This is a genomic window from Intestinirhabdus alba (assembly GCF_009711095.1).
Taxonomy (GTDB): Bacteria; Pseudomonadota; Gammaproteobacteria; order Enterobacterales; family Enterobacteriaceae; genus Intestinirhabdus; species Intestinirhabdus alba.
This window is the reverse complement of sequence record NZ_WMJZ01000011.1, coordinates 66,895-89,002: the sequence shown is the minus strand read 5'-3', so window position 1 is coordinate 89,002 and position 22,108 is coordinate 66,895. Positions and strand designations below refer to the sequence as shown.

The 22,108-nt window shown below is 60.9% G+C and carries 20 protein-coding genes and 1 pseudogene; 14 read left to right on the top strand and 7 right to left on the bottom strand.

Annotation, left to right across the window (positions count from 1 at the left end; translation table 11 throughout):
• Nucleotides 1-50 precede the first annotated feature (50 nt).
• Both grxB and mdtH read right to left on the bottom strand, forming a co-directional pair.
• Nucleotides 51-698, bottom strand: a complete 648-nt coding sequence (gene grxB, locus GJV78_RS09940) for a glutaredoxin 2 (protein ID WP_167519495.1) — start codon at nucleotides 696-698, stop codon at nucleotides 51-53.
• Between the two features lie 62 nt (nucleotides 699-760).
• Nucleotides 761-1,969 carry a multidrug efflux MFS transporter MdtH gene (mdtH, locus tag GJV78_RS09935; protein ID WP_155108192.1) on the bottom strand — a complete coding sequence of 403 codons (1,209 nt, stop codon included), beginning with the start codon at nucleotides 1,967-1,969 and terminating at the stop codon, nucleotides 761-763.
• 210 nt (nucleotides 1,970-2,179) lie between these two features.
• Here mdtH and rimJ point away from each other — a divergent pair, with 210 nt between their 5' ends.
• The 3 genes from rimJ to murJ all read left to right on the top strand — a co-directional run bounded on the left by rimJ (nucleotide 2,180) and on the right by murJ (nucleotide 5,358).
• Complete coding sequence (gene rimJ, locus GJV78_RS09930; protein WP_155108191.1) at nucleotides 2,180-2,764, top strand: ribosomal protein S5-alanine N-acetyltransferase; 585 nt, start codon at nucleotides 2,180-2,182, stop codon at nucleotides 2,762-2,764.
• Nucleotides 2,765-2,774: 10 nt separating this feature from the next.
• Nucleotides 2,775-3,422, top strand: a complete 648-nt coding sequence (locus tag GJV78_RS09925) for a YceH family protein (protein ID WP_155108190.1) — start codon at nucleotides 2,775-2,777, stop codon at nucleotides 3,420-3,422.
• 400 nt (nucleotides 3,423-3,822) lie between these two features.
• A complete protein-coding gene (gene murJ, locus GJV78_RS09920) occupies nucleotides 3,823-5,358 on the top strand; it encodes a murein biosynthesis integral membrane protein MurJ (RefSeq protein WP_155108189.1) in 1,536 nt (511 codons plus the stop codon).
• 21 nt (nucleotides 5,359-5,379) lie between these two features.
• On the opposite strand, the gene flgN is transcribed toward murJ, so the two are convergent.
• The 3 genes from flgN to flgA form a co-directional block, all read right to left on the bottom strand.
• On the bottom strand, nucleotides 5,380-5,802 hold the full coding sequence (flgN, locus tag GJV78_RS09915; RefSeq protein ID WP_155108188.1) for a flagella biosynthesis chaperone FlgN: 423 nt from the start codon (nucleotides 5,800-5,802) through the stop codon (nucleotides 5,380-5,382).
• Between the two features lie 4 nt (nucleotides 5,803-5,806).
• Complete coding sequence (gene flgM / locus GJV78_RS09910) at nucleotides 5,807-6,100, bottom strand: flagellar biosynthesis anti-sigma factor FlgM (protein WP_155108187.1); 294 nt, start codon at nucleotides 6,098-6,100, stop codon at nucleotides 5,807-5,809.
• Nucleotides 6,101-6,192: 92 nt separating this feature from the next.
• Complete coding sequence (flgA, locus tag GJV78_RS09905; RefSeq protein WP_155108186.1) at nucleotides 6,193-6,852, bottom strand: flagellar basal body P-ring formation chaperone FlgA; 660 nt, start codon at nucleotides 6,850-6,852, stop codon at nucleotides 6,193-6,195.
• 155 nt (nucleotides 6,853-7,007) lie between these two features.
• On the opposite strand from flgA, the gene flgB reads away from it, so the two are divergent.
• The 11 genes from flgB to flgL all read left to right on the top strand — a co-directional run bounded on the left by flgB (nucleotide 7,008) and on the right by flgL (nucleotide 16,872).
• A complete protein-coding gene (gene flgB / locus GJV78_RS09900) occupies nucleotides 7,008-7,424 on the top strand; it encodes a flagellar basal body rod protein FlgB (RefSeq protein ID WP_155108185.1) in 417 nt (138 codons plus the stop codon).
• Between the two features lie 3 nt (nucleotides 7,425-7,427).
• Nucleotides 7,428-7,832, top strand: a complete 405-nt coding sequence (gene flgC, locus GJV78_RS09895; protein WP_167519494.1) for a flagellar basal body rod protein FlgC — start codon at nucleotides 7,428-7,430, stop codon at nucleotides 7,830-7,832.
• An 11-nt stretch (nucleotides 7,833-7,843) separates the two neighbouring features.
• Nucleotides 7,844-8,539 carry a flagellar hook assembly protein FlgD gene (flgD, locus tag GJV78_RS09890; protein ID WP_155108184.1) on the top strand — a complete coding sequence of 232 codons (696 nt, stop codon included), beginning with the start codon at nucleotides 7,844-7,846 and terminating at the stop codon, nucleotides 8,537-8,539.
• A 25-nt stretch (nucleotides 8,540-8,564) separates the two neighbouring features.
• Entirely contained in the window at nucleotides 8,565-9,818 is a 1,254-nt protein-coding gene (flgE, locus tag GJV78_RS09885; protein WP_155108183.1) for a flagellar hook protein FlgE, read from the top strand.
• A gap of 20 nt (nucleotides 9,819-9,838) precedes the next feature.
• Nucleotides 9,839-10,594 (top strand): flagellar basal body rod protein FlgF, encoded by a 756-nt coding sequence (locus GJV78_RS09880; RefSeq protein WP_155108182.1) that lies wholly within the window; start codon nucleotides 9,839-9,841, stop codon nucleotides 10,592-10,594.
• A 13-nt stretch (nucleotides 10,595-10,607) separates the two neighbouring features.
• Nucleotides 10,608-11,390: a flagellar basal-body rod protein FlgG gene (flgG, locus tag GJV78_RS09875; protein ID WP_155108181.1), complete on the top strand. Its 783-nt coding sequence runs from the start codon at nucleotides 10,608-10,610 to the stop codon at nucleotides 11,388-11,390.
• Nucleotides 11,391-11,445: 55 nt separating this feature from the next.
• Nucleotides 11,446-12,144 carry a flagellar basal body L-ring protein FlgH gene (locus tag GJV78_RS09870; RefSeq protein ID WP_155108180.1) on the top strand — a complete coding sequence of 233 codons (699 nt, stop codon included), beginning with the start codon at nucleotides 11,446-11,448 and terminating at the stop codon, nucleotides 12,142-12,144.
• A gap of 12 nt (nucleotides 12,145-12,156) precedes the next feature.
• Nucleotides 12,157-13,254, top strand: coding sequence for a flagellar basal body P-ring protein FlgI (locus GJV78_RS09865; RefSeq protein ID WP_167519493.1), 1,098 nt, complete (start codon nucleotides 12,157-12,159; stop codon nucleotides 13,252-13,254).
• Entirely contained in the window at nucleotides 13,254-14,198 is a 945-nt protein-coding gene (gene flgJ / locus GJV78_RS09860; RefSeq protein ID WP_155108179.1) for a flagellar assembly peptidoglycan hydrolase FlgJ, read from the top strand. Before GJV78_RS09865 ends, flgJ begins: the two co-directional genes overlap by 1 nt.
• 65 nt (nucleotides 14,199-14,263) lie before the next feature.
• A complete protein-coding gene (flgK, locus tag GJV78_RS09855) occupies nucleotides 14,264-15,904 on the top strand; it encodes a flagellar hook-associated protein FlgK (protein ID WP_155108178.1) in 1,641 nt (546 codons plus the stop codon).
• Between the two features lie 14 nt (nucleotides 15,905-15,918).
• Nucleotides 15,919-16,872, top strand: a complete 954-nt coding sequence (gene flgL, locus GJV78_RS09850) for a flagellar hook-associated protein FlgL (protein WP_155108177.1) — start codon at nucleotides 15,919-15,921, stop codon at nucleotides 16,870-16,872.
• A 211-nt stretch (nucleotides 16,873-17,083) separates the two neighbouring features.
• On the opposite strand, the pseudogene GJV78_RS23580 reads toward flgL, so the two are convergent.
• Both GJV78_RS23580 and rne read right to left on the bottom strand, forming a co-directional pair.
• A pseudogene (locus GJV78_RS23580) lies at nucleotides 17,084-17,263 on the bottom strand (MFS transporter); the annotation flags it as partial.
• 223 nt (nucleotides 17,264-17,486) lie between these two features.
• Nucleotides 17,487-21,236 carry a ribonuclease E gene (gene rne, locus GJV78_RS09840; RefSeq protein ID WP_155108176.1) on the bottom strand — a complete coding sequence of 1,250 codons (3,750 nt, stop codon included), beginning with the start codon at nucleotides 21,234-21,236 and terminating at the stop codon, nucleotides 17,487-17,489.
• Nucleotides 21,237-22,108: the final 872 nt, after the last annotated feature.

Sequence of the window (22,108 nt, the reverse complement as noted above, 5' to 3'; positions counted from 1 at the left end):
ACAACGCCAGCAGATAAAACTGAAACTGGCGGCGACGCCGCCAGCGGCCCTTACCGCGCCATAGATGATAACAGATTGATTTGCGTCTGTTTTGCCATATTGTCCCGATAGTCGGCGACCCGCGTTGGCCAACTGACGCCGGCCACCAGCGTCAGGTTGCGCAGCAGCGGGAACAGATGAATATCGTCGTCAGACAGCTCGCCGTTGACCGCGTTGGGTTTGACAATCAGCCTGTCCAGCGCGCGCAGATCGTCGCTAATCTTTTTAATCAGCCCCGCCGAATGGGCGAGATGGTCGGCAAAGCTGCCGATTGCCGCCTCTTTTTTAACGGTAAAGTAGCGGCGCGCCGAGGGCGTGGAGAATTCATCAAAGGCCGCTTCCGCGAAGCGCGGCAGCAGCAGCTGATTAACGTAGCCGTTAACTTTGCGCAGCCAGTCGGCGATGTCCGGGTTCTGTTTGCCGGTGAGCAGCGGCGTGCCGTCGAGCCGGTCGACGTAATGGACGATATCCATGCTCTCCGCCATATAGCGGCTGTCGTCTTTCTGCAGGATGGGCACCATTTTCTGGCCGATCATCTTAACCGGGGTGGCTTCGTCATCGTTTTGCAGAACAATCGACTCAACGGGGATATTTCGCAGGCCGAAAATCATACGGGCTTTGAGGCAGAAAGGGCAGTGGTCGTAGATATAAAGCTTCACGGTACTCCTCCATTGGCTGTGCGTTCCCGTTCAGTATGGAGGAGTCGCCGACAGGTATCAAATCAGGCTCCCGGCTCCGGCATTCCGCGCGGCGGGCGCTTCGGGCTGAATTGCCAGCCGAGGGCGAAAAAGGTCGCTATGCCGATAGCGCCAAGCATCAGCCACGGCAGCTCGGGCTGTCGGAGCAGTTTACCGAGGTCAAACAGCCAGCCGCCGCCGATGTAGCCAAGGGCACCGCCGAGGGCCAGTCCCAGCCGGCTGAAGCCCATATAGCTGCCGCGCGCCCGGGCGTCTGCCAGCGACGCGCTGAGGGTTTCCCGCGCCGGTTCGGCGATAATCGAGCCAATATAAAAGGTGCAGATCAGGGTGAACAGCTGCTGCAGGCTGCTGGCCAGGCCAATGGGGAGCATACTCAGCGTCATCAGCAGCAGGCCGGCCATCAGGCGATGCTCAAGGCGGAAGCGCTTTTCGCTCCAGCGGGCGATGGGGTAGAGGAGGGTCAGCGACAGGCAGGCCTCAATGGCGTACATCCACTTCACCGGGGCCGGTGAACCGCCGATATCGTTCACCATGATCGGCAGCATCAGCATCACCTGCACCGACAGCATATGGTAGCCCGCCAGCGTCAGAACATAGGTGACAAAGCGCCGGTCGCGCATTACCCGCCCTATGCCTTCGCGCACCGGCGTGCGCACGCCAGACAGCTTCCACGCCGGAAGCAGCCAGGCGTTAAAGGCCGCGCACAGCACAAACAGAGCGGCCCCGGCGGCGCACACCAGGCGGAAGTCATACTGCAGCAGCCAGCTCCCCAGCAGCGCGCCGATCACCGCCCCGGCGCTGTCCTGCATCATCAGCAGCGAAAAAAAACGCCCCCGCTGGGCCGGACGAATCAGCTTGACCACCAGCGCCGTACGCGGCGGATCGAACAGCGTGCCGCCGAGGCCGGAGAGAAAGCAGGAAAACCACAGCAGCCAGGGGTCCTGAGCGATCCCCATCGTGGCAAAGCCGGCGGCGCGCATCAGCATGCCGGTAACAATCATCGGCTTCGCGCCGAAGCGGTCGGCGATGGCCCCGCCAAAAATGCCCAGCCCCTGCTGAATCAGCTGGCGCAGACCGAGGGCGATACCGACCAGCACCGCCGCCCAGCCCATCTGATCGACAAAGCGAATGGAAATCAGCGGAAAGACCACGAAGAAGCCGAGCACCACCAGCATATTATCAATAAGCAGGAAATATTTACCCAGGCTCCTTGCCTGCGAAACGTGCGACATTTCCCCCTCCGGGAAAGTGCTTCAGGCTGCGGGGGCCTGAATTAATAGCTTTGAGTTAAACACTTTCTATTGTGCGGTGTCGTTGCCTCTTTTCCCATCCCCCGGCAGAATAATATTTTTTATTCACGATTTGCGTTTTTCACAGAACCTGTCCATGCAGGTATAGTAAGGCCTGCGTATTAAGACGTTACGAAAAGGAGTAGATGTAGAATGTTTGGCTATCGCAGTAACGTGCCCAAAGTGCGCTTAACCACCGACCGGCTGGTCGTACGTTTGGTGCATGAGCGTGATGCCTGGCGTCTGGCAGACTATTACGCAGAGAATCGTCAATTTTTAAAGCCCTGGGAACCCATTCGCGATGAAAGCCACTGTTACCCCTCCGGCTGGCAGGCGCGTCTGAGCATGATTGGTGAGTTTCATAAGCAGGGGGCCGCATTCTATTTCGCGCTGCTCGATCCCGAGGAGAAAGAGGTCATCGGCGTGGCCAACTTTTCTAACGTGGTGCGCGGCTCTTTTCACGCCTGCTATCTCGGCTACTCTATCGGGCAGAAGTGGCAGGGACAGGGCATGATGCACGAGGCCCTGACCGCCGCCATCCGCTATATGCAGCGCACCCAGCACATCCACCGCATTATGGCTAACTATATGCCGCACAATAAGCGCAGCGGCGACCTGCTGGCGCGCCTCGGATTTGAAAAAGAGGGTTACGCAAAAAATTATCTGTTGATCGACGGCCAGTGGCGCGACCATGTGCTGACGGCGCTGACCGCAACGGATTGGACGCCTGGACGTTAAGGAAAAACTCATGAAATATGAACTGACTGCCGCAGAAGCGCGCGTAATTGGCTGCCTGCTGGAAAAACAGGTGACGACGCCGGAGCAATATCCGCTGTCGATCAACGGCGTGGTAAGCGCCTGCAACCAGAAAACCAACCGCGAGCCGGTGATGAATCTCACTGAACGCGAGGTTCAGGAGCATCTCGATACGCTGCTGAAGCGCCATTTTCTGCGCACCGTCAGCGGCTTTGGCAACCGCGTGACCAAATATGAGCAGCGTTTCTGCAACTCAGAGTTTGGCGATCTGAAGCTCAGCCCGGCGGAGGTGGCGCTGGTGACCACGCTGCTGCTGCGCGGGGCGCAGACGCCGGGCGAACTGCGCAGCCGCGCCTCGCGGATGCATGAATTCAGCGATATGGCGGAAGTGGAGAGCACCCTGGAGCGGCTGGCGACCCGTGAAGACGGCCCGTACGTGATTCGCCTGCCCCGGGAGCCGGGCAAGCGCGAAAGCCGCTATATGCACCTGTTCTGCGGCGCGGTGGACGCCCAGGCCTTCGCCGCGCAGGCACCCCAGGCGGCCCCTGACGATCTGCAGGCGCGCGTGGCGGCGCTGGAGGCGGAGGTTAGCGCCCTGAAGCAGCGCCTCGACTCGCTGCTGCCGCCTTCGGGAGAATAGGGGGAAAAACGCTGTATCGGCGTCGTCGGGCTGGGCGATGGCGAACGCTGGCGGCCAGCGTAAGAGCGATAGCCGACGGCGGGGGAGCAGGCGGCGCAGCGGATGGTGGAACCCCTGTGGTGCGACGCCGTAAGCGAATAAGCCCTTGTAACATCTCACGGTAGTAATTCGGCGGAATCCAGGTACTATACCCGGCACGCCGGGCGGTATGGCCGCGGATCGGGCGCATTCCCACGGCGCTTTCATCTGCGGGAGCGCCCTGAGCGGCGTAAGCCGCGCGGTTTAATCGCGGGGCGAATGATTCAGGCCAGGTATGTCCGCATAAAGTTAAGCTTTATCTTACAGATAACCAGCGCTCTCCGACGGTTCTGCAACCGCCGGAGACCGGATGCATAAAAAGATGAATTTATTAAAATCGCTGGCGGCCGTCAGCTCGATGACCCTGTTTTCGCGCGTGCTCGGCTTTGCCCGGGACGCGATTATTGCGCGAATTTTTGGCGCAGGGATGGCGACAGACGCCTTCTTCGTGGCGTTCAGGCTGCCCAATCTGCTGCGGCGTATTTTTGCCGAAGGGGCGTTTTCCCAGGCCTTTGTGCCGATCCTTGCCGAGTATAAGAGCAAGCAGGGCGAGGAGGCGACGCGGCTGTTTGTCGCCTACGTCTCCGGACTGCTGACCCTGGCGCTGGCGCTGGTCACGGTGGCGGGCGTGCTGGCCGCGCCCTGGGTCGTCATTATGACCGCGCCGAAATTTACCGATGAACCCAATAAACTGGCCCTGACCGCGCAGCTGCTGCGGATCACTTTTCCCTATATTCTGCTGATTTCGCTGGCCTCGCTGGCCGGGGCGATCCTCAATACTTGGAACCGCTTCTCTATTCCGGCCTTCGCGCCGACGCTGTTGAATATCAGCATGATTGGCTTCGCGCTGTTTGCCGCGCCGTACTTTAACCCGCCGGTGCTGGCGCTTGCCTGGGCGGTCATCGTCGGCGGCGTGCTGCAGCTGGGCTATCAGCTTCCGCACCTGAAGAAGATAGGGATGCTGGTGCTGCCGCGTATCAGCTTCCGCGACGCGGGAGCTGTGCGGGTGATAAAGCAGATGGGGCCAGCCATTCTTGGCGTTTCGGTCAGCCAGATCTCCCTGATTCTTAACACCATTTTTGCCTCGTTTCTCGCCACCGGCTCCATCTCGTGGATCTACTACGCCGACCGCCTGATGGAGTTCCCCTCCGGGGTACTGGGGGTGGCGCTGGGGACGATTCTGCTGCCCTCGCTGTCGAAGAGCTTCGCCAGCGGCAATCAGCAGGAGTATAACCAGCTGATGGACTGGGGCCTGCGCCTCTGCTTCCTGCTGGCGCTGCCCTGTACCGTGGCGCTGGGCATTCTCTCCGGGCCGCTGACGGTGTCGCTGTTCCAGTACGGTAAATTTACCGCCGTTGACGCGCTGATGACCCAGCGAGCGCTGGTCGCCTACTCGGTGGGGCTGCTGGGGCTTATCGTGGTGAAGGTGCTGGCACCGGGCTTCTACTCCCGGCGGGATATTAAAACGCCGGTGAAGATCGCCATCGTGACCCTGATTGTGACCCAGCTGATGAACCTGGCCTTTATCGGGCCGCTGAAGCACGCCGGGCTGTCGCTGTCGATAGGTCTTGCCGCCTGTCTTAACGCCTCTCTGCTTTACTGGCAGCTGCGCAAACAGCGCATCTTTACCCCACAGCCGGGCTGGGGACGCTTTCTGCTCCGCCTGGTGGCGGCGGTGCTGGTGATGGCGGCGGTGCTGGCGGTAATGCTGCATATTATGCCGGCGTGGGCGCAGGGAAGTATGCCGTGGCGGCTGCTGCGTCTGATGGCGGTGGTGGTCGTGGGGGCTGGGGTCTACTTCGCCGCGCTGGCGGCGCTGGGATTCAAGCTAAAAGAGTTTGTACGCCGGACGGCATAAGCGCCGTCCGCCGCCCCGGCGTCAGATGGCGATTTTTTTACCGCCGCGATGCCCGGAGGCGGTCTGCCCGTTCGCGCCGTACAGCGCCGGTTCCTGATGCGGTTTCAGAATGGCGAGCGCCTGCTGGTTGCGCGCGATCTGCCCCTCCAGCAGCCAGCCGTTGTGCTGGTTGAGATCGCGCAGGTGCTGCGTTTTTTCGGTAATCTCCTGCCAGCGTTCGGCCACCCCGGCGTCGGCGTCGGGGTGCGCCTGCTGCTGCTGACGCCGCTGCTGCTCAAGGTAGTCCAGCGTCGCCAGCAGCGTGCTTTTATTTTCCGTGATGCGCTGGAGCAGGCTGCCGTTAATATGGCCGACGGCAAGCTGCTGCTGCTCGGCGTCCATCACTATTTTCAGGTCGTTCAGCACCGCCGACATCTGGTCCAGGATCTCTGACAATCTGCTCATTGCGTTAGTTATCCTGCAGATAGCTGTGGGTTTCGCGGATCAGCGCATCGGCGATTTTGCCGGTATCCATTTTCAGCTCGCCGCTGCGGATTGCCGTCTTCAGCATCTCCACCCGCTCCATATTGATATCGCCAACGTCCGGCTGCATCAGCTTTGCCTGCGCGTCGCTTAACGTTACGCTGGTGCTGGTGGCGGCAGGGGTTTTTTCCTGACGCGCTTTCTGTACCTGCGTATCACTGTTTTCTCGCGGCTGAACCGGGCTAACGGGATTCAAAGGCGAAGTACGGTCAATGCTCATTATCTTTTCCTCATTGAGGTTTATGCTGTAGCGACCAGTCAATATCAGCTGGTTAACACTCTATCGGCAGCTACTGAAAAATCTTTAACCCGCTACAGGTTAATCAGAATATTCCCGTCAGCGTCGACGGTTCCGCTCACGATGTGCCCCGACTGCATCCGTACGCGGGCGCTTTGCGCCACCGCGGCGTTATTCAGCGCCTGGCCCTCGGCGTTAATCCGAAAGCCCTCTCCGCCGGCCACCACCTGTACCCGTTGCCCTGCCTTTACGCGCCACGCCTGACGCAGCAGGGTAAGCTGCACCGGCTGACCCGGCGCAAGGTCGCGCAGGCTTATCGCGTCCTGAATTTGTGCGATATCCAGCGCCGTGCGCGGCGGCAGCTGATCCAGCCGCCCGCGCTTCAGCGCGACGTTTTCCGCGCCCAGCCTCGCACCGCGGGCAACGGAGGCGGTGGCCACCACATAGCGGCCAGTCGCCTGCACGTTCACCTGCAGATAGCGTTTTTCGTTGGCGCAGCGCGCCAGCACGCTGATGTTGCCCCACCGCTTTGTACCGTCGGTGACGCTCAGCTCGGGCCGCTCGCAGCGCGGCAGGAGATTCGGCGCGCTGCGGACGGTCACCGTGACTTCATCGCTAACCCCCGCCAGGCGGCGGGCAAAGAGTTCGTCAAGCTGCGCCTGCAGTCCCTGAGCCATCGCCAGAGGGCTGACCAGCAGCGCCGCGACGGCGATGGCGCGTTGTAATTTTCGCATGGCGATCCCCTTACGTGGCGTGATAACAAGATTTTACGCGCCCGGGGCAGCCATCAACGCAATAAATAGCGACCCATTTTGCGCTTATTCTGGCGATAACGCGCGCGTAAGGGGCTTTAAGCTGTCGGCTGTATTTTGACATCTGCGGAGGAGAGATGCTCGATAAGCTTGATGCCACCCTACGTTTTCAACAGGAAGCGCTGAATCTTCGCGCTCGCCGCCAGGAAGTGCTGGCGGCCAATATCGCTAACGCCGATACGCCGGGCTACCAGGCGCGCGATATTGACTTTGCCAGTGAATTAAAAAAAGTGATGGCGAACGGTCGGCAGGAAACCCACGGCGTTTCGCTGACCCTGACCTCCGCACAGCATATTCCCGCCAGGGCCATTGCCGCTCCGTCGATGGAGCTGCTCTGGCGCGTTCCTGACCAGCCCTCCCTTGACGGCAATACCGTCGACATGGATCGCGAGCGGACGCAGTTCGCCGATAACAGCGTGAAATACCAGACCGGGCTGACGGTGCTGGGCGGACAGATTAAAAGCATGATGAGCGTGCTGCAGGGAGGAAACTAAGCCGTGGCGCTGTTGAATATTTTTGATATCGCCGGTTCGGCGCTGACCGCGCAGTCCAAGCGGCTGAACGTGGCGGCCAGCAACCTGGCGAACGCCGATAGCGTGGCGGGGCCGGACGGTCAGCCGTATCGCGCTAAGCAGGTGGTTTTTCAGATGGACGCCGCGCCGGGAGCGGCAACCGGCGGGGTAAAGGTGACAGAGGTCGTCGAAAGCCAGGCTCCGGACAAGCTGGTCTATGAGCCGGGCAACCCGCTGGCGGACGCCAACGGCTACGTCAGAATGCCAAACGTGGACGTGGTGGGAGAGATGGTTAACACCATGTCGGCCTCGCGCAGCTACCAGGCAAACGTTGAAGTCCTTAATACCGTGAAAAGCATGATGCTTAAAACGTTGACACTTGGCCAGTAAAGGAGGCGCGAATGTCCATCGCAGTAAACCTTAACGATCCCACTAATACCGGAATGAGAGCCACCGGCAGCGGCTCGCTGACCGGCAGCAGCGCGGCGGATCTGCAAAGCAGCTTTCTGACGCTGCTGGTCGCTCAGCTGCAGAACCAGGACCCCACTAACCCGATGCAGAACAATGAGCTGACCACCCAACTGGCGCAAATCAGCACCGTCAGCGGCATCGAGAAACTCAATACCACCCTGGGATCTATCTCGGGACAAATCGACAACGGGCAGGCGCTGCAGGCCAGCTCCCTGATCGGCCACGGCGTCATGATTCCGGGAACCACCATCCTGGCGGGCAAAGGCACGGAGGAGGGGGCGGTTGTTTCAACCACGCCGTTTGGCGTTGAGCTGCAGCAGAGCGCGGAAAAAGTCACCGTCACCATTAGCGATAAGGACGGCAGGGTGGTGCGGACCATTGAGCTGGGCGAGCTGAAGGCGGGTGTGCATAGCTTCACTTGGGACGGCACCCTGGAGGATGGCGGCGAAGCACCCAACGGGGCTTATAACGTCTCCATTACCGCAACCAAGGGCGGAACGCCGCTGGTGGCGCAGCCGCTGCAGTTTGCGCTGGTGCAGGGGGTGATCCGCGGCAAGGACGGCAATACCCTTGATCTGGGCACCTACGGCACCACCACCCTCGACGAAGTTCGGCAGATCCTCTGAGCCTTCACACCTAAAGGAGTTAGACATGTCTTTTTCACAAGCAGTTAGCGGATTGAACGCTGCATCCACCAACCTCGACGTTATCGGCAACAATATTGCCAACTCTGCCACCTACGGCTTTAAAGGGGGCACCGCCTCGTTCGCCGATATGTTCGCCGGTTCGAAGGTGGGGCTGGGGGTTAAAGTGGCCGGGATCACCCAGGACTTCACCGATGGCACCACCACCAACACCGGCCGCGGGCTGGACGTCGCCATTAGCCAGAGCGGATTTTTCCGCCTGGTGGACAGCAACGGTGCCGTTTACTACAGCCGTAACGGGCAGTTCAAGCTCGATGAAAACCGTAATATCGTGAATATGCAGGGGCTGCAGCTGACCGGCTACCCGGCCGCCGGTACGCCGCCAACCATTCAGCAGGGGGCGAACCCCGGCCCGATCACCATTCCCAACACCCTGATGGCCGCGCGGGCGACCACCAGCGCCTCGATGCAGATCAACCTCAACTCCACGGACAAAGTACCGGAAAAAACGCCGTTCAACGCCAGCGATGCCGATACCTATAACAAAAAGGGCACCGTCACCGTCTTCGACAGCCAGGGTAACGCCCATGACATGAACATCTTCTATGTCAAAAACAGCGATAACACCTGGGAGGTCTACACCCAGGATTCAACCACCGGCGAAGCTCCTCAGTCCGCGGGCTTTATGCGCTTTAATGAAAACGGTGCCTTTTTAGGCATCAGCGCCGGGGCGACCGATGCGGTTCCGGTGCCGCCCGCCGCCGCATGGCCAACCGGTATCGACATTACCACCGGGGAGATCAACGGTGCCGATCCGGCCAGCTTCTCCCTGAGCTTTCTTAACTCCATGCAGCAGAACACCGGGGCCAACAACATCGTGGCCACCCGCCAGGACGGCTATAAGCCGGGGGATCTGGTGAGCTATCAGATTAATGACGACGGCACCGTAGTCGGTAACTACTCCAATGAGCAGACCCAGGTGCTGGGGCAGATCGTGCTGGCGAACTTCGCCAATAACGAAGGTCTCTCCTCCCAGGGGAATAACGTCTGGTCAGCAACCCAGGCCTCCGGCGTGGCGCTGCTGGGTACGGCGGGCACCGGCAACTTCGGCACGCTGACCAACGGCGCGCTGGAGGCTTCCAACGTCAACCTGAGTAAAGAGCTGGTGGATATGATCGTGGCGCAGCGTAACTATCAGTCGAACGCCCAGACCATTAAAACCCAGGATCAGATCCTCAATACGCTGGTTAACCTGCGCTAAACGCCTGACGGGATAGCTTAATGGATCACGCAATTTATACCGCCATGGGCGCGGCCAGCCAGACGCTGAACCAGCAGGCGGTAACGGCAAATAATCTGGCGAACGTTTCGACGCCGGGGTTTCGCGGCCAGCTGAACGCCCTGCGCGCGGTTCCGGTTGAGGGGCTTTCCCTGCCGACGCGGACCCTGGTGACCGCCTCCACGCCGGGGGCGGATATGACGCCGGGAAGAATGGACTATACCTCGCGCCCGCTGGACGTGGCGCTGCAGCAGGACGGTTGGCTGGCGGTGCAGACCGCCGACGGAAGCGAAGGCTATACCCGCAACGGTAACATCCAGGTGGGACCAACCGGCCAACTGACCATTCAGGGGCATCCGGTTATCGGCGAAGCCGGTCCGATCGCGGTGCCGGAAGGCGCGGAGATCACCATCGCTGCCGACGGCACGATTTCGGCGCTGACTCCGGGCGATGCGCCAAATACCGTCGCCCCGGTCGGACGGCTGAAGCTGGTCAAGGCCGAAGGCAGCGAGGTCCAGCGCGGCGATGACGGCCTGTTTCGTCTGACCGAGGCGGCGCAGGCCACCCGCGGTCCGGCGCTGGCCGCCGACCCTTCCGTGCGCGTGATGTCGGGCGTGCTGGAGGGCAGCAACGTCAACGCGGCCGCGGCGATGACCGATATGATCGCCAACGCCCGCCGCTTTGAAATGCAGATGAAGGTTATCAGCAGCGTCGATGAAAACGCGCAGCGGGCAAACCAGCTGCTGTCGATGAGTTAATACAGGACACGTTATGATCAATTCATTATGGATCGCCAAAACCGGTCTGGACGCCCAGCAAACCAACATGGACGTTATCGCCAACAACCTGGCCAACGTCAGCACCAACGGCTTTAAGCGTCAGCGCGCGGTGTTTGAAGATCTGCTCTACCAGACGATTCGCCAGCCCGGCGCTCAGTCTTCAGAGCAGACCGTCCTGCCTACCGGCCTGCAGCTGGGCACCGGCGTGCGTCCGGTGGCCACCGAGCGGCTGCACAGCCAGGGCAACCTGGTGCAGACCAACAACAGTAAGGACGTCGCCATTAAGGGCCAGGGCTTCTTTCAGGTCATGCTGCCGGATGGCACCTCGGCCTATACCCGCGACGGCTCGTTTCAGGTCGATCAGAACGGCCAGCTGGTCACCTCCGGCGGCTTCCAGGTCCAGCCGGCCATTACCCTGCCGGCGAACGCCCAGAGCATTACCATCGGCCGTGACGGCATCGTCAGCGTGACCCAGCAGGGGCAGGCGGCGGCGGTGCAGGTCGGCCAGATTAACCTGACGACCTTTATGAACGATGCCGGCCTGGAGAGCATCGGCGAAAACCTCTACGTGGAAACCCAGTCCTCTGGCGCGCCGAACGAAAGTACGCCGGGGCTGAACGGAGCCGGGCTGCTCACCCAGGGATATGTGGAAACCTCTAACGTAAACGTCGCGGAAGAGCTGGTGAATATGATTCAGGTTCAGCGCGCTTACGAAATCAACAGCAAAGCGGTATCGACCTCCGATCAGATGCTGCAGAAACTGACGCAACTGTGAGGCGCTGTCCGGCGGGGAGTACCTCGCCGGCACCCTGATTTTGAAGATGAAGGCCATGCAAAAAAACGCTGTGCACGCTTACCCGATTTTCGCCCTGCTGGCGGTGTCGCTGTCAGGATGCGCCTGGATACCCTCCACGCCGCTGGTGCAGGGCGCGACCACGGCACAGCCCGTGCCCGGCCCGATGCCGGTGGCGAACGGCTCTATCTTCCAGTCGGCGCAGCCGATCAACTATGGCTACCAGCCGCTGTTTGAAGACCGGCGGCCGCGCAATATCGGCGACACGCTGACCATCGTCCTGCAGGAAAACGTCAGCGCCAGCAAAAGCTCCTCCGCCAACGCCAGCCGCGACGGCAAGAGCGGCTTCGGCTTTGATACGGTGCCGCGCTATCTGCAGGGGCTCTTCGGCAACGGACGGGCGGACGTCAGCGCCTCCGGCAACAGCAGCTTTAACGGCAAGGGCGGAGCCAACGCCAGCAACACCTTCAGCGGCACCCTGACGGTCACCGTCGATCGGGTGCTGGTCAACGGTAATCTGCACGTGGTGGGAGAGAAGCAGATCGCCATTAACCAGGGCACCGAGTTTATCCGCTTCTCCGGGGTGGTTAATCCCCGCACCATCAGCGGCAGTAACTCCGTGCCGTCAACTCAGGTGGCGGACGCGCGCATTGAGTACGTCGGCAGCGGCTACATCAATGAGGCGCAGAATATGGGCTGGCTGCAGCGTTTCTTCCTTAACTTGTCGCCGATGTAAGCGAGGTATCCCGTGTTGAAAGTGCTTTCCGGAATTATCCTGATCCTCGCCGCCGCCCTGGCGCACGCCGATCGGATCCGCGATCTGACCAGCGTGCAGGGGGTGCGCGGAAACTCGCTGATTGGCTACGGTCTGGTGGTGGGGCTGGACGGCACCGGGGACCAGACCACCCAGACGCCGTTCACCACCCAGACCCTTAACAACATGCTGTCGCAGCTGGGGATCACCGTGCCGACCGGTACGAATATGCAGCTGAAAAACGTGGCGGCGGTGATGGTTACCGCCAGCTATCCGCCGTTTGCCCGCCAGGGGCAGACCATCGACGTGGTGGTCTCCTCAATGGGCAACGCCAAGAGCCTGCGCGGCGGGACGCTGCTGATGACGCCGCTGAAAGGAGTTGACAGCCAGGTCTACGCGCTGGCCCAGGGCAATATTCTGGTCGGCGGGGCGGGTGCCTCCGCCGGGGGCAGCAGCGTGCAGATCAACCAGCTCAACGGCGGGCGGATTACCAACGGGGCGGTGATAGAGCGCGAGCTGCCGAGCCAGTTCGGCACCGGCAACACCCTCAATCTGCAGCTGAATAATGAAGACTTTGCGCTGGCCCAGCAGATCGCCGATACCATCAACCGCGCGCGGGGCTACGGCAGCGCCATCGCGCTGGACGCGCGCACCGTTCAGGTTAATGTGCCAAGCGGCAACAGCTCCCAGGTGCGTTTCCTCGCCGATATCCAGAACATTGAAGTGAAGATGACTCCCCAGGATGCGAAGGTGGTCATTAACTCCCGCACCGGCTCGGTGGTCATGAACCGCGAAGTGACCCTCGACAGCTGCGCCATCGCCCAGGGCAACCTGTCGGTGACGGTCAACCGCCAGGCCAACGTCAGCCAGCCGGATACGCCGTTTGCCGGCGGACAGACGACGGTCACGCCACAAACGCAGATCGATCTGCGCCAGAGCGGCGGCTCGCTGCAGAGCGTGCGCTCCAGCGCCAACCTGAACAACGTGGTGCGGGCGCTGAACGCGCTGGGGGCGACGCCGATGGACCTGATGTCGATTCTGCAGTCGATGCAGAGCGCCGGCTGCCTGCGCGCCAGGCTGGAAATTATCTGATGATTAACGACAGCAAGCTGCTGGCCAGCGCCGCCTGGGACGCCCGGTCGCTTAACGAGCTGAAGACCCGGGCGGGCCAGGATCAGGCGGGTAATATCCGATCGGTCGCCCGCCAGGTTGAAGGCATGTTCGTCCAGATGATGCTGAAAAGTATGCGCGAAGCGCTGCCGAAGGATGGCCTGTTCAGCAGCGATTCAACCCGGCTATACACCAGCCTGTACGATCAGCAGATCGCTCAACAGATGACCGCGGGCAAGGGGCTGGGGCTGGCGGACATGATGGTAAAACAGCTGGCACCGGGGCAAGCATCGCCCGATGTGGTGCAGACGCCGATGACGTTCTCGCCGGAGAGGATCGTCAGCTATCAGAACCAGACCCTCGCGCAGACGGTGCGCAGGGCGATACCCAAAGCGCCGGAGCGGGGCGACGTGGCGCTGTCCGGCGACAGTAAGGACTTCCTGGCCCGGCTGTCGCTACCGGCGCGGCTGGCCAGCGAGCAGAGCGGCGTGCCGCACCACCTGATCCTGGCGCAGGCGGCGCTCGAATCCGGCTGGGGACAGCGGCAGATCCGCCGGGAAAACGGTGAGCCGAGCTATAACCTCTTCGGCATTAAGGCGTCCCCCGGATGGAAGGGGCCGGTAACGGAGATCGCCACCACTGAGTATGAGAACGGCGTGGCGAAGAAGGTGAAGGCGAAGTTCCGCGTTTACCGCTCTTATCTGGAGGGGCTGTCGGACTATGTGGGTCTGCTGACCCGCAATCCGCGCTATGCCGCGGTAGCCACCGCCGCCACCGCCGAGCAGGGGGCACAGGCGCTGCAGGAGGCGGGCTACGCCACCGATCCCCACTATTCGCGTAAGCTGACCGGCCTGATCCAACAGCTAAAGTCAATGAGCGACAGAGTGAGTAAAACCTACGCCGCCGGTCTCGATAATCTGTTTTAAAACGCTCAAGTTCAGAGACGGGCTGCCGATAATAAACCGTAACTAAAGGATTAAGAGGAACCTCGATGTCCAGCTTGATGAATAGCGCGATGAGCGGACTGAACGCGGCCCAGGCGGCGTTAATGACCACCAGTAATAATATCAACAACTTTAAAGTCGCGGGCTACACTCGTCAGACGACGATCCTGGGACAGGCGAACAGCACCCTTGGCGCGGCGGGCTGGATGGGCAACGGTGTCTACGTCGCCGGCGTTCAGCGCGAGTATGATGCTTTTATTACCAACCAGCTGCGCTCGGCGCAGAATCTGAGCAGCGGGCTGACCACGCAGTATGAGCAGATGTCAAAAATTGATAATCTGCTCTCCAGCTCCACCAGCTCGCTCTCTACCTATATGCAGGATTTTTTCAGCAGCCTGCAGACGCTGGTGAGCAACGCGGAAGATCCGGCGGCGCGCCAGGCGGTGATCGGCAAGGCCGACGGTCTGGTCAACCAGTTCATCACCACCGATCGGTATCTGCGGGATCAGGAGAAACAGATCAATACGGCGATCGTCTCCAACGTGGAGATGATTAACAACTACAGCAAGCAGATCGCCAACCTTAACGATCAGATCTCCCGGTTGACCGGGGTGGGCGGCGGCGTTGCGCCGAACGATCTGCTGGACCGCCGCGATCAGCTGGTCAGCGAGCTGAACACCATCGTCGGCGTGGAGGTCAACGTTCAGGACGGCGGCACCTACAACGTGACGATGGCCAACGGCTATTCGCTGGTGCAGGGCGACAGGGCCAACCAGCTTGCCGCCGTGCCCTCTAATGCCGATCCTTCGCGTACTACCGTCGCCTTTGTCGACAGCGCTGCCGGCAATATTGAAATCCCGGAAAAGTTCATCACCAACGGATCGCTCGGCGGGCTGCTGAAGTTCCGCTCTGAGGATCTCGACCAGACCCGTAACGCGCTGGGCCAGATGGCGCTGGCCTTCGCCGATGCGTTTAACGCCCAGCATAAGCAGGGGGTGGACGCCAACGGAGACGATGGCGGCGACTTTTTTGCTTTCGGCAAGCCCTCCGCTATCGGCAATGCGAAGAACGGCGGCAGTGCGGTACTGACGCCCGAAATCAGCAACAGCAAACAGGTGCAGGCCACCGACTACAAGCTGGTCTACGACGGCAGCGCCTGGCAGGTCACGCGGCTGGCGGATAATACTTCCTTTACCGTCACGCCGGGCAGCGACGGCAAGCTGGAGTTTGACGGCATGAAGATCGCCGTTTCTGGCGACGCCGACAGGAATGACAGCTTTGTCGTCAAGCCCGTCAGCGACGCGGTTATTGATATGAAGGTGCTGGTGCGCAACGAGTCGCAGCTCGCCATGGCGTTTGAGAAGGACTCGGGCGAAAGTGACAACCGCAACGGCCAGGCGCTGCTCGATCTGCAAAAAGAGAAGATCGTCGGCGGGTCGAAATCCTTTAACGACGCCTGGGCCACGCTGGTCAGCGATATCGGCAACAAAACCTCCACGCTGAAAACCAGCAGCGAAACCCAGGAGGATGTGGTAGAGCAGCTGACGGCAAACCAGCAGTCTTCCGCCGGCGTTAATCTCGATGAAGAGTATGGCCATCTTATTCACTATCAGCAGTTCTATATGGCCAGCGCCCAGGTGCTGCAGACGGCCAGCTCGCTGTTCGATGCGCTGCTGAATATTCGCTAAGGGAGAGTGGGATAATGCGTATCAGTACCCAGATGATGTATCAGCAGAATATGCGCGGCATCACCAACAATCAGGCACAATGGATGAAGTACGGCGAGCAGATGTACAGCGGCAGACGGGTGATTAACCCCTCTGACGACCCCGTCGCCGCCTCCCAGGCGGTGGTGCTGTCCCAGTCTCAGGCGCAGAACAGCCAGTACGCCCTGGCCCGTACCTTTGCCACCCAGCGGGTGTCGCTGGAGGAGAGCATTCTGGATCGGGTCACCTCCGCCATTCAGTCCGCGCAGGGGAAAATCGTTAACGCCGGCAACGGCGCGTTAAGCGATGACGACCGCGCCGCGCTGGCGACCGACTTGCAGGGCATCCGCGATCAACTGATGAACCTGGCGAACAGTACCGACGGCAACGGCCGCTATGTTTTTGCCGGTTATAAAACCGGCAGCGCCCCCTTCGATCAGGCGGACGGCACCTATAACGGCGGCAGTGAGAATATCACCCAGCAGGTGGACGCCTCCCGCAGCATGGTTGTCGGGCATACCGGCGACGCCATTTTTAACGCCATCACCAGCAACGCCGTGCCGGAGCCGAACGGCGGCAGTTCGGAAACCAACCTGTTCGCCATGCTGGACAGCGCCATTGAAGCGCTGAAAAAACCGGTAGCCGGGGATGAGGCGGCGAAAGCGGATGCGGCGGCGGCGATTGATAAAACCAACCGCGGCCTGCGGAACTCGCTGAATAACGTGCTTACGGTGCGTGCGGAGCTGGGTTCCCAGCTTAGCGAACTGGATGAGCTGGATTCGCTGGGCGAGGACCGGGCCTTAGGCCAGGAGCTGCAGATGAGCGATCTGGTGAACGTTGACTGGAATGAGACCATCTCCGCCTACGTGATGCAGCAGGCCGCGCTGCAGGCCTCCTATAAGGCGTTTACCGATATGCAGGGGATGTCGCTGTTCCTGTTTAATCGCTGAGTATGGCCGCCCGGCAGGGCAACAATTTAATGTCGTGCGGCGGGATAACGCCGCCAATGTACCTGTTTTAAACATATCCTGAAACCAGATATGTTTTGTCTGCCCGCTTCACTGATACCCTGGAGCGGGCATTTTTTTATGCCATCGCGCCGCCCGCCGCTCTTATCCCGTCATGCCGATAGCTCCGCTTGCGCTGGAAAGCGTCACCCCCTCCCGTCCGGCCGGCCAGCGCCATGCCGACAAACACCATCGTATACAGCAGAGCGTTGAGTCGGCCTCTCGCCTGCGGCTCCAGGCTATAGACCTGACTCTGATGCGCCAGCAGGCTTGACTGCAGGCCGGGAGCAAAGCCGGAGGCGGAAAGACCGATCGTCAGCCACTGTCCATAAACAGTATTTATGTGGCGCGCAACGCCGCCCTGACCTGCGGCAGGCGTGAGCGCCGCTTTCTGGTATTAATGAAGGAAGTAATGCCGGGGCTGGCGGGAATGCGCAGGCCGGAGCGGCTGCGGCGGAGTTCCCTGCGCTAAATGAGGCCAGCGCGCGGGCAGGAGAGGGCGTCAGTGAGCAATAAAAAAGCCGACCCGAAGGTCGGCTGTTTGTCAGCGGTTCAGTTTATTCAACAGGCTGAGGACGGGCAGGTTCCGCAGAGGCCTGATGCGTTGCGCTGTGTCCGCCGGCGGCTCCGCGTCCTTCAAAGACGAAGGCGGGGCGCTGCCAGTCGCTGCGGCGCGGCGCTTCCGGCACGTACTCCGGTGCCGGGGCGCGGGTCATCGGCGCGGCCGAGTGGCTGTGTTCACACGCTGCCGGTGCGGCTTCTACGGCGGCAGACGGCAGACTGGCTGCCTGTTGGCGCGCGGCAGGCGCTGCTGCAGCGGCGGTTTCAGGCTTCGACGGCGCTTCTGCGATTGTCAGCGCGGAGGCGGTTTTCACCTCCTCTGCCGGCGCGGAGGCGGTTTTCATCTCCTCTGCCGGCGCGGAGGCGGTTTTCATCTCCTCTGCCGGCGCGGAGGCGGTTTTCATCTCCTCTGCCGGTGCGGAGGCGGTTTTCATCTCCTCTGCCGGTGCGGAGGCGGTTTTCATCTCCTCTGCCGGTGCGGAGGCGGTTTTCATCTCCTCTGCCGGTGCGGAGGCGGTTTTCATCTCCTCTGCCGGTGCGGAGGCGGTTTTCATCTCCTCTGCCGGTGCGGAGGCGGTTTTCATCTCCTCTGCCGGTGCGGAGGCGGTTTTCATCTCCTCTGCCGGTGCGGAGGCGGTTTTCATCTCCTCTGCCGGTGCGGAGGCGGTTTTCATCTCCTCTGCCGGTGCGGAGGCGGTTTTCATCTCCTCTGCCGGTGCGGAGGCGGTTTTCATCTCCTCTGCCGGTGCGGAGGCGGTTTTCATCTCCTCTGCCGGTGCGGAGGCGGTTTTCATCTCCTCTGCCGGTGCGGAGGCGGTTTTCACCTCCTCTGCCGGTGCGGAGGCGGTTTTCATCTCCTCTGCCGGTGCGGAGGCGGTTTTCATCTCCTCTGCCGGTGCGGTGACCGTTTCGGCAGCGACGACCTCAGGTTCGTCAGCGTTTGCGGCGACCGGCCTGTCAGCCGCTTCGTCTGCGGGCTGAGCCTGTGCGATAACCCGATCGGCGACCGGCTCGTCCGCTTCAGCAATCATCTGCGGCCGGGCATCAACCGGGGCGGCAATTACCTGCGGATGGCGGGTGTCTGGCGCTATCGGCTGCGGCTGTTGCTGGTCAGGCGCGACGCCATTGATGGCCGTCTGCGGCTCCTGGAGCGCCGCGATCTCCTGCTCATGCTGCTCTTCAGCCTGAGCGTCCTGCGGGCGGGCAACCGGATAGCGGATCCATACCTTGCCGGACGCCATCTCCGGAGAGGCGCAGGCAACGGTCAGCGGCATCGGCGACTGGGTCGGGTAGCGCTCGTTACGGTAGCGACGACGGCGCTGTCCGCTGACGCGCAGATGGCGCGGCGAACGGCGGGAACGGCGCGGCATACCGGCAGCGTCGCGCGCTTCGTCATTATTACCCTGTTCCGGCGCGGCTTCGGCAACGACCGGCAGCGGCGCTTCGGCAACGGCGGGCAGATCGGCTTTCACCGGGGTGCTGTCGCAGGCCGGTGCGCTCTGCTCAATGGCGCTTTCTTCAGCGACGCCGTCGGTAATGCGTACCTTCTGGTTCAGCTGGCGCGGCTTGCGGCGCTGCTGGGGCTGACGAACGCGCTCCTCCTGCTCCGCTTCCTGTACCGGCTGCTGCTCCTCAACGGCCAGCGCCTTCACCTCCTGCTGGTTCTGACGTCTGTCGTCGCTGCGGCGGCGATTGCGCTCGCGACGCGGCGTCTGCTGCTCATCGCCGCTCTTCGCTTTTTCAACAACCTCGGCAGCCTGCTGGCGGCTTTCGCGCGCTTCGGCGTTTTGCTGCTGGGTCTGGCGGCGGTTACGGCGATTTTCTTCGCGATTTTCGCTCTCTTCGCTCCGCTCGGCGCGACGATCGCTACGTTCATTACGCTCGCCGCGCTCGTTACGGTCGCGGCGGGTGTTCGGACGGGGCCTGCGGCGCTCCTGCGGGCGCTCGGTTTTCTCTGCCGCCTTCGGCGCTGGCTGCGCTTCTGGCCTGGCCACCTCTTCTTCGCCGCCGGCAAACAGCGACTTCAGCGCGCCGAAGAGACGACCGAACAGGCCGTTCGACGGGGCCGCCTGCGGAGCGGCAGGCTGCGGAGCGGCGCTCTTCGCGGCAGGCTCGGTCGGGGTGGGGGCGGGCGGCACGTCCGGCATGGCGAAAGCTGCCAGCGCAGGCTGCTCAGGACGCTTGCGCTCGGCGTGCTCCTCTTCCGAAGGCAGCGCCATCTCCTCTTCATGCAGCTTCGGCAGCATGTAGCTGAGGGTCGAAGTCTCTTCGCCTTTACGCACCCGCAGCACGGAGTAGTGCGGTGTTTCCATCTGGTCGTTCGGCACGATAACGCAGCGCACGCCGTCCTGACGGGTCTCAATGGCGTTTACCGCCGTGCGTTTTTCGTTCAGCAGGTAGGAGGCGATAGGCACCGGAACGATAGCATGTACTTCCTGGGTATTCTCTTTCAGCGCCTCTTCTTCGATCAGGCGCAGAATTGACAGGGAGAGCGACTCGTTATCACGGACGGTGCCGGTGCCGCTACAGCGCGGGCAGACGTGATGGCTGGATTCCCCCAGCGACGGGCTGAGGCGCTGGCGGGACATCTCCAGCAGGCCGAAGCGGGAAATATGGCTGATCTGAATGCGTGCACGATCCTGACGCACCGCCTCGCGCAGGCGGTTTTCCACCGCGCGCTGGTGACGAACCGGCGTCATATCAATAAAATCGATGACGATCAGGCCGCCCAGGTCGCGCAGGCGCAGCTGGCGGGCGATCTCATCCGCCGCTTCGAGGTTGGTGTTGAAGGCGGTCTCTTCGATATCGCCGCCGCGGGTGGCGCGAGCGGAGTTGATGTCGATGGCGGTCAGCGCTTCGGTACTGTCGATAACAATCGAACCGCCGGAGGGCAGCCGCACTTCGCGCTGGAAGGCGGACTCGATCTGCGATTCAATCTGATAATGGCTGAACAGCGGGATTTCACCGGTATACAGCTTGATCTTGCTGCTGAAATCCGGGCGGCCCAGGGCGGCGATATGCTGGCGCGCCAGCTCAAGCACCTTCGGGTTATCGATCAGGATTTCGCCGATATCCTGGCGCAGATAGTCGCGGAAGGCGCGGACGATAACGTTGCTCTCCTGATGGATCAGGAACGGAGCAGGGCGATTTTCGGCCGCTTTCTGAATGGCTTCCCAGTGCTTCAGACGAAAGCTCAGGTCCCACTGCAGCGCTTCGGCGGATTTGCCGACGCCCGCGGTGCGCACGATAAGGCCCATGCCGTCAGGCAGCTCAAGGCTTGCCAGCGCCTCTTTCAGCTCGGTGCGATCGTCACCCTCAATGCGCCGGGAAATACCGCCCGCGCGCGGATTGTTCGGCATCAGAACCAGGTAGCTTCCCGCCAGACTAATAAAGGTGGTGAGCGCCGCGCCTTTATTGCCGCGCTCTTCTTTATCGATCTGAACAATCACTTCCTGTCCTTCGCGGAGAACATCTTTAATATTGGGGCGGCCATGGGCGCTGTAGCTGGCGGGGAAATATTCGCGGGCGATCTCTTTTAACGGGAGGAAACCGTGACGTTCAGCGCCATAATCAACAAATGCGGCTTCCAGACTCGGCTCAATACGGGTGATTTTGCCTTTGTAGATGTTCGCTTTTTTCTGTTCATGCCCCGGGCTTTCGATATCCAGGTCGTACAGACGCTGCCCGTCTACAAGGGCGACACGCAACTCTTCCTGCTGAGTTGCGTTGATTAACATTCTTTTCATCGTAACTTACTCATTATTCTTACATTGACGACTAAGCTGCGGGCATGGTTTGCCTTGCCGGGTATGAACCGATGGCCTCGTGTCTATATCGCGTCGTCAACCTCACGGTTGTCGCCAGCTTAAAGAGGCGCAGAGCGTCGGTAGCCTGTATTTCATACGGAAACACAGCGCAATTATACCCGTCATACTTCAAGTAGCATGTACGTTGGCTTTATTCGGCCCAGGGGTCTCACCCTGAAGGGCCGCCGCCAACGGCGTTCAAATCGGCTAAGCCGATTTGCCTTCGCTCTCCTCAGTCACTTACTCAGTAAGCTCCTGGGGATTCTCTGCGTCGCCGCCTTCCTGCAACTCGAATTATTTAGGGTATATCAGGGGAACAAGCCTGGGTAATATTCTCCAGAGAAAATCCCATCGTGCTCATCAACTTTTACGCTGCAGAGGCGCGGGCTTCGTCAGTTCATTCTGAACGCTTACCTGACGTAAGCATTCGACGATCCTCAGATCTGCCGTCTTCCTGCAACGTGAAATACCAGAGCACTTTACCGGTAAGGACTGCAACCCGCAGCCCGCTAACTGCCTGAAAGATCAATACGTCTTACGCCATTGCTGCGTTGATGATCGTCCTGGCAAAATGGGTCATTCCGTTAAACGGCTTGTTTTAACAAGATTTGTCACGGAAACCGCGCCATTATTCCATTGCTAACCTTGTTATAGCAAGTTGACTTTTACCCTTTATCACCCGGTTACTCACAGTTTCTTCACTTCCTGATTGGGGATTGGTCTAATAACCAACAATCTGGTCATGTCGAAGGCGTTTTGCCGGGTGACTGAAGTAAATATAAGCATAGAAAAATGAGTGGCGCTAATTTCGA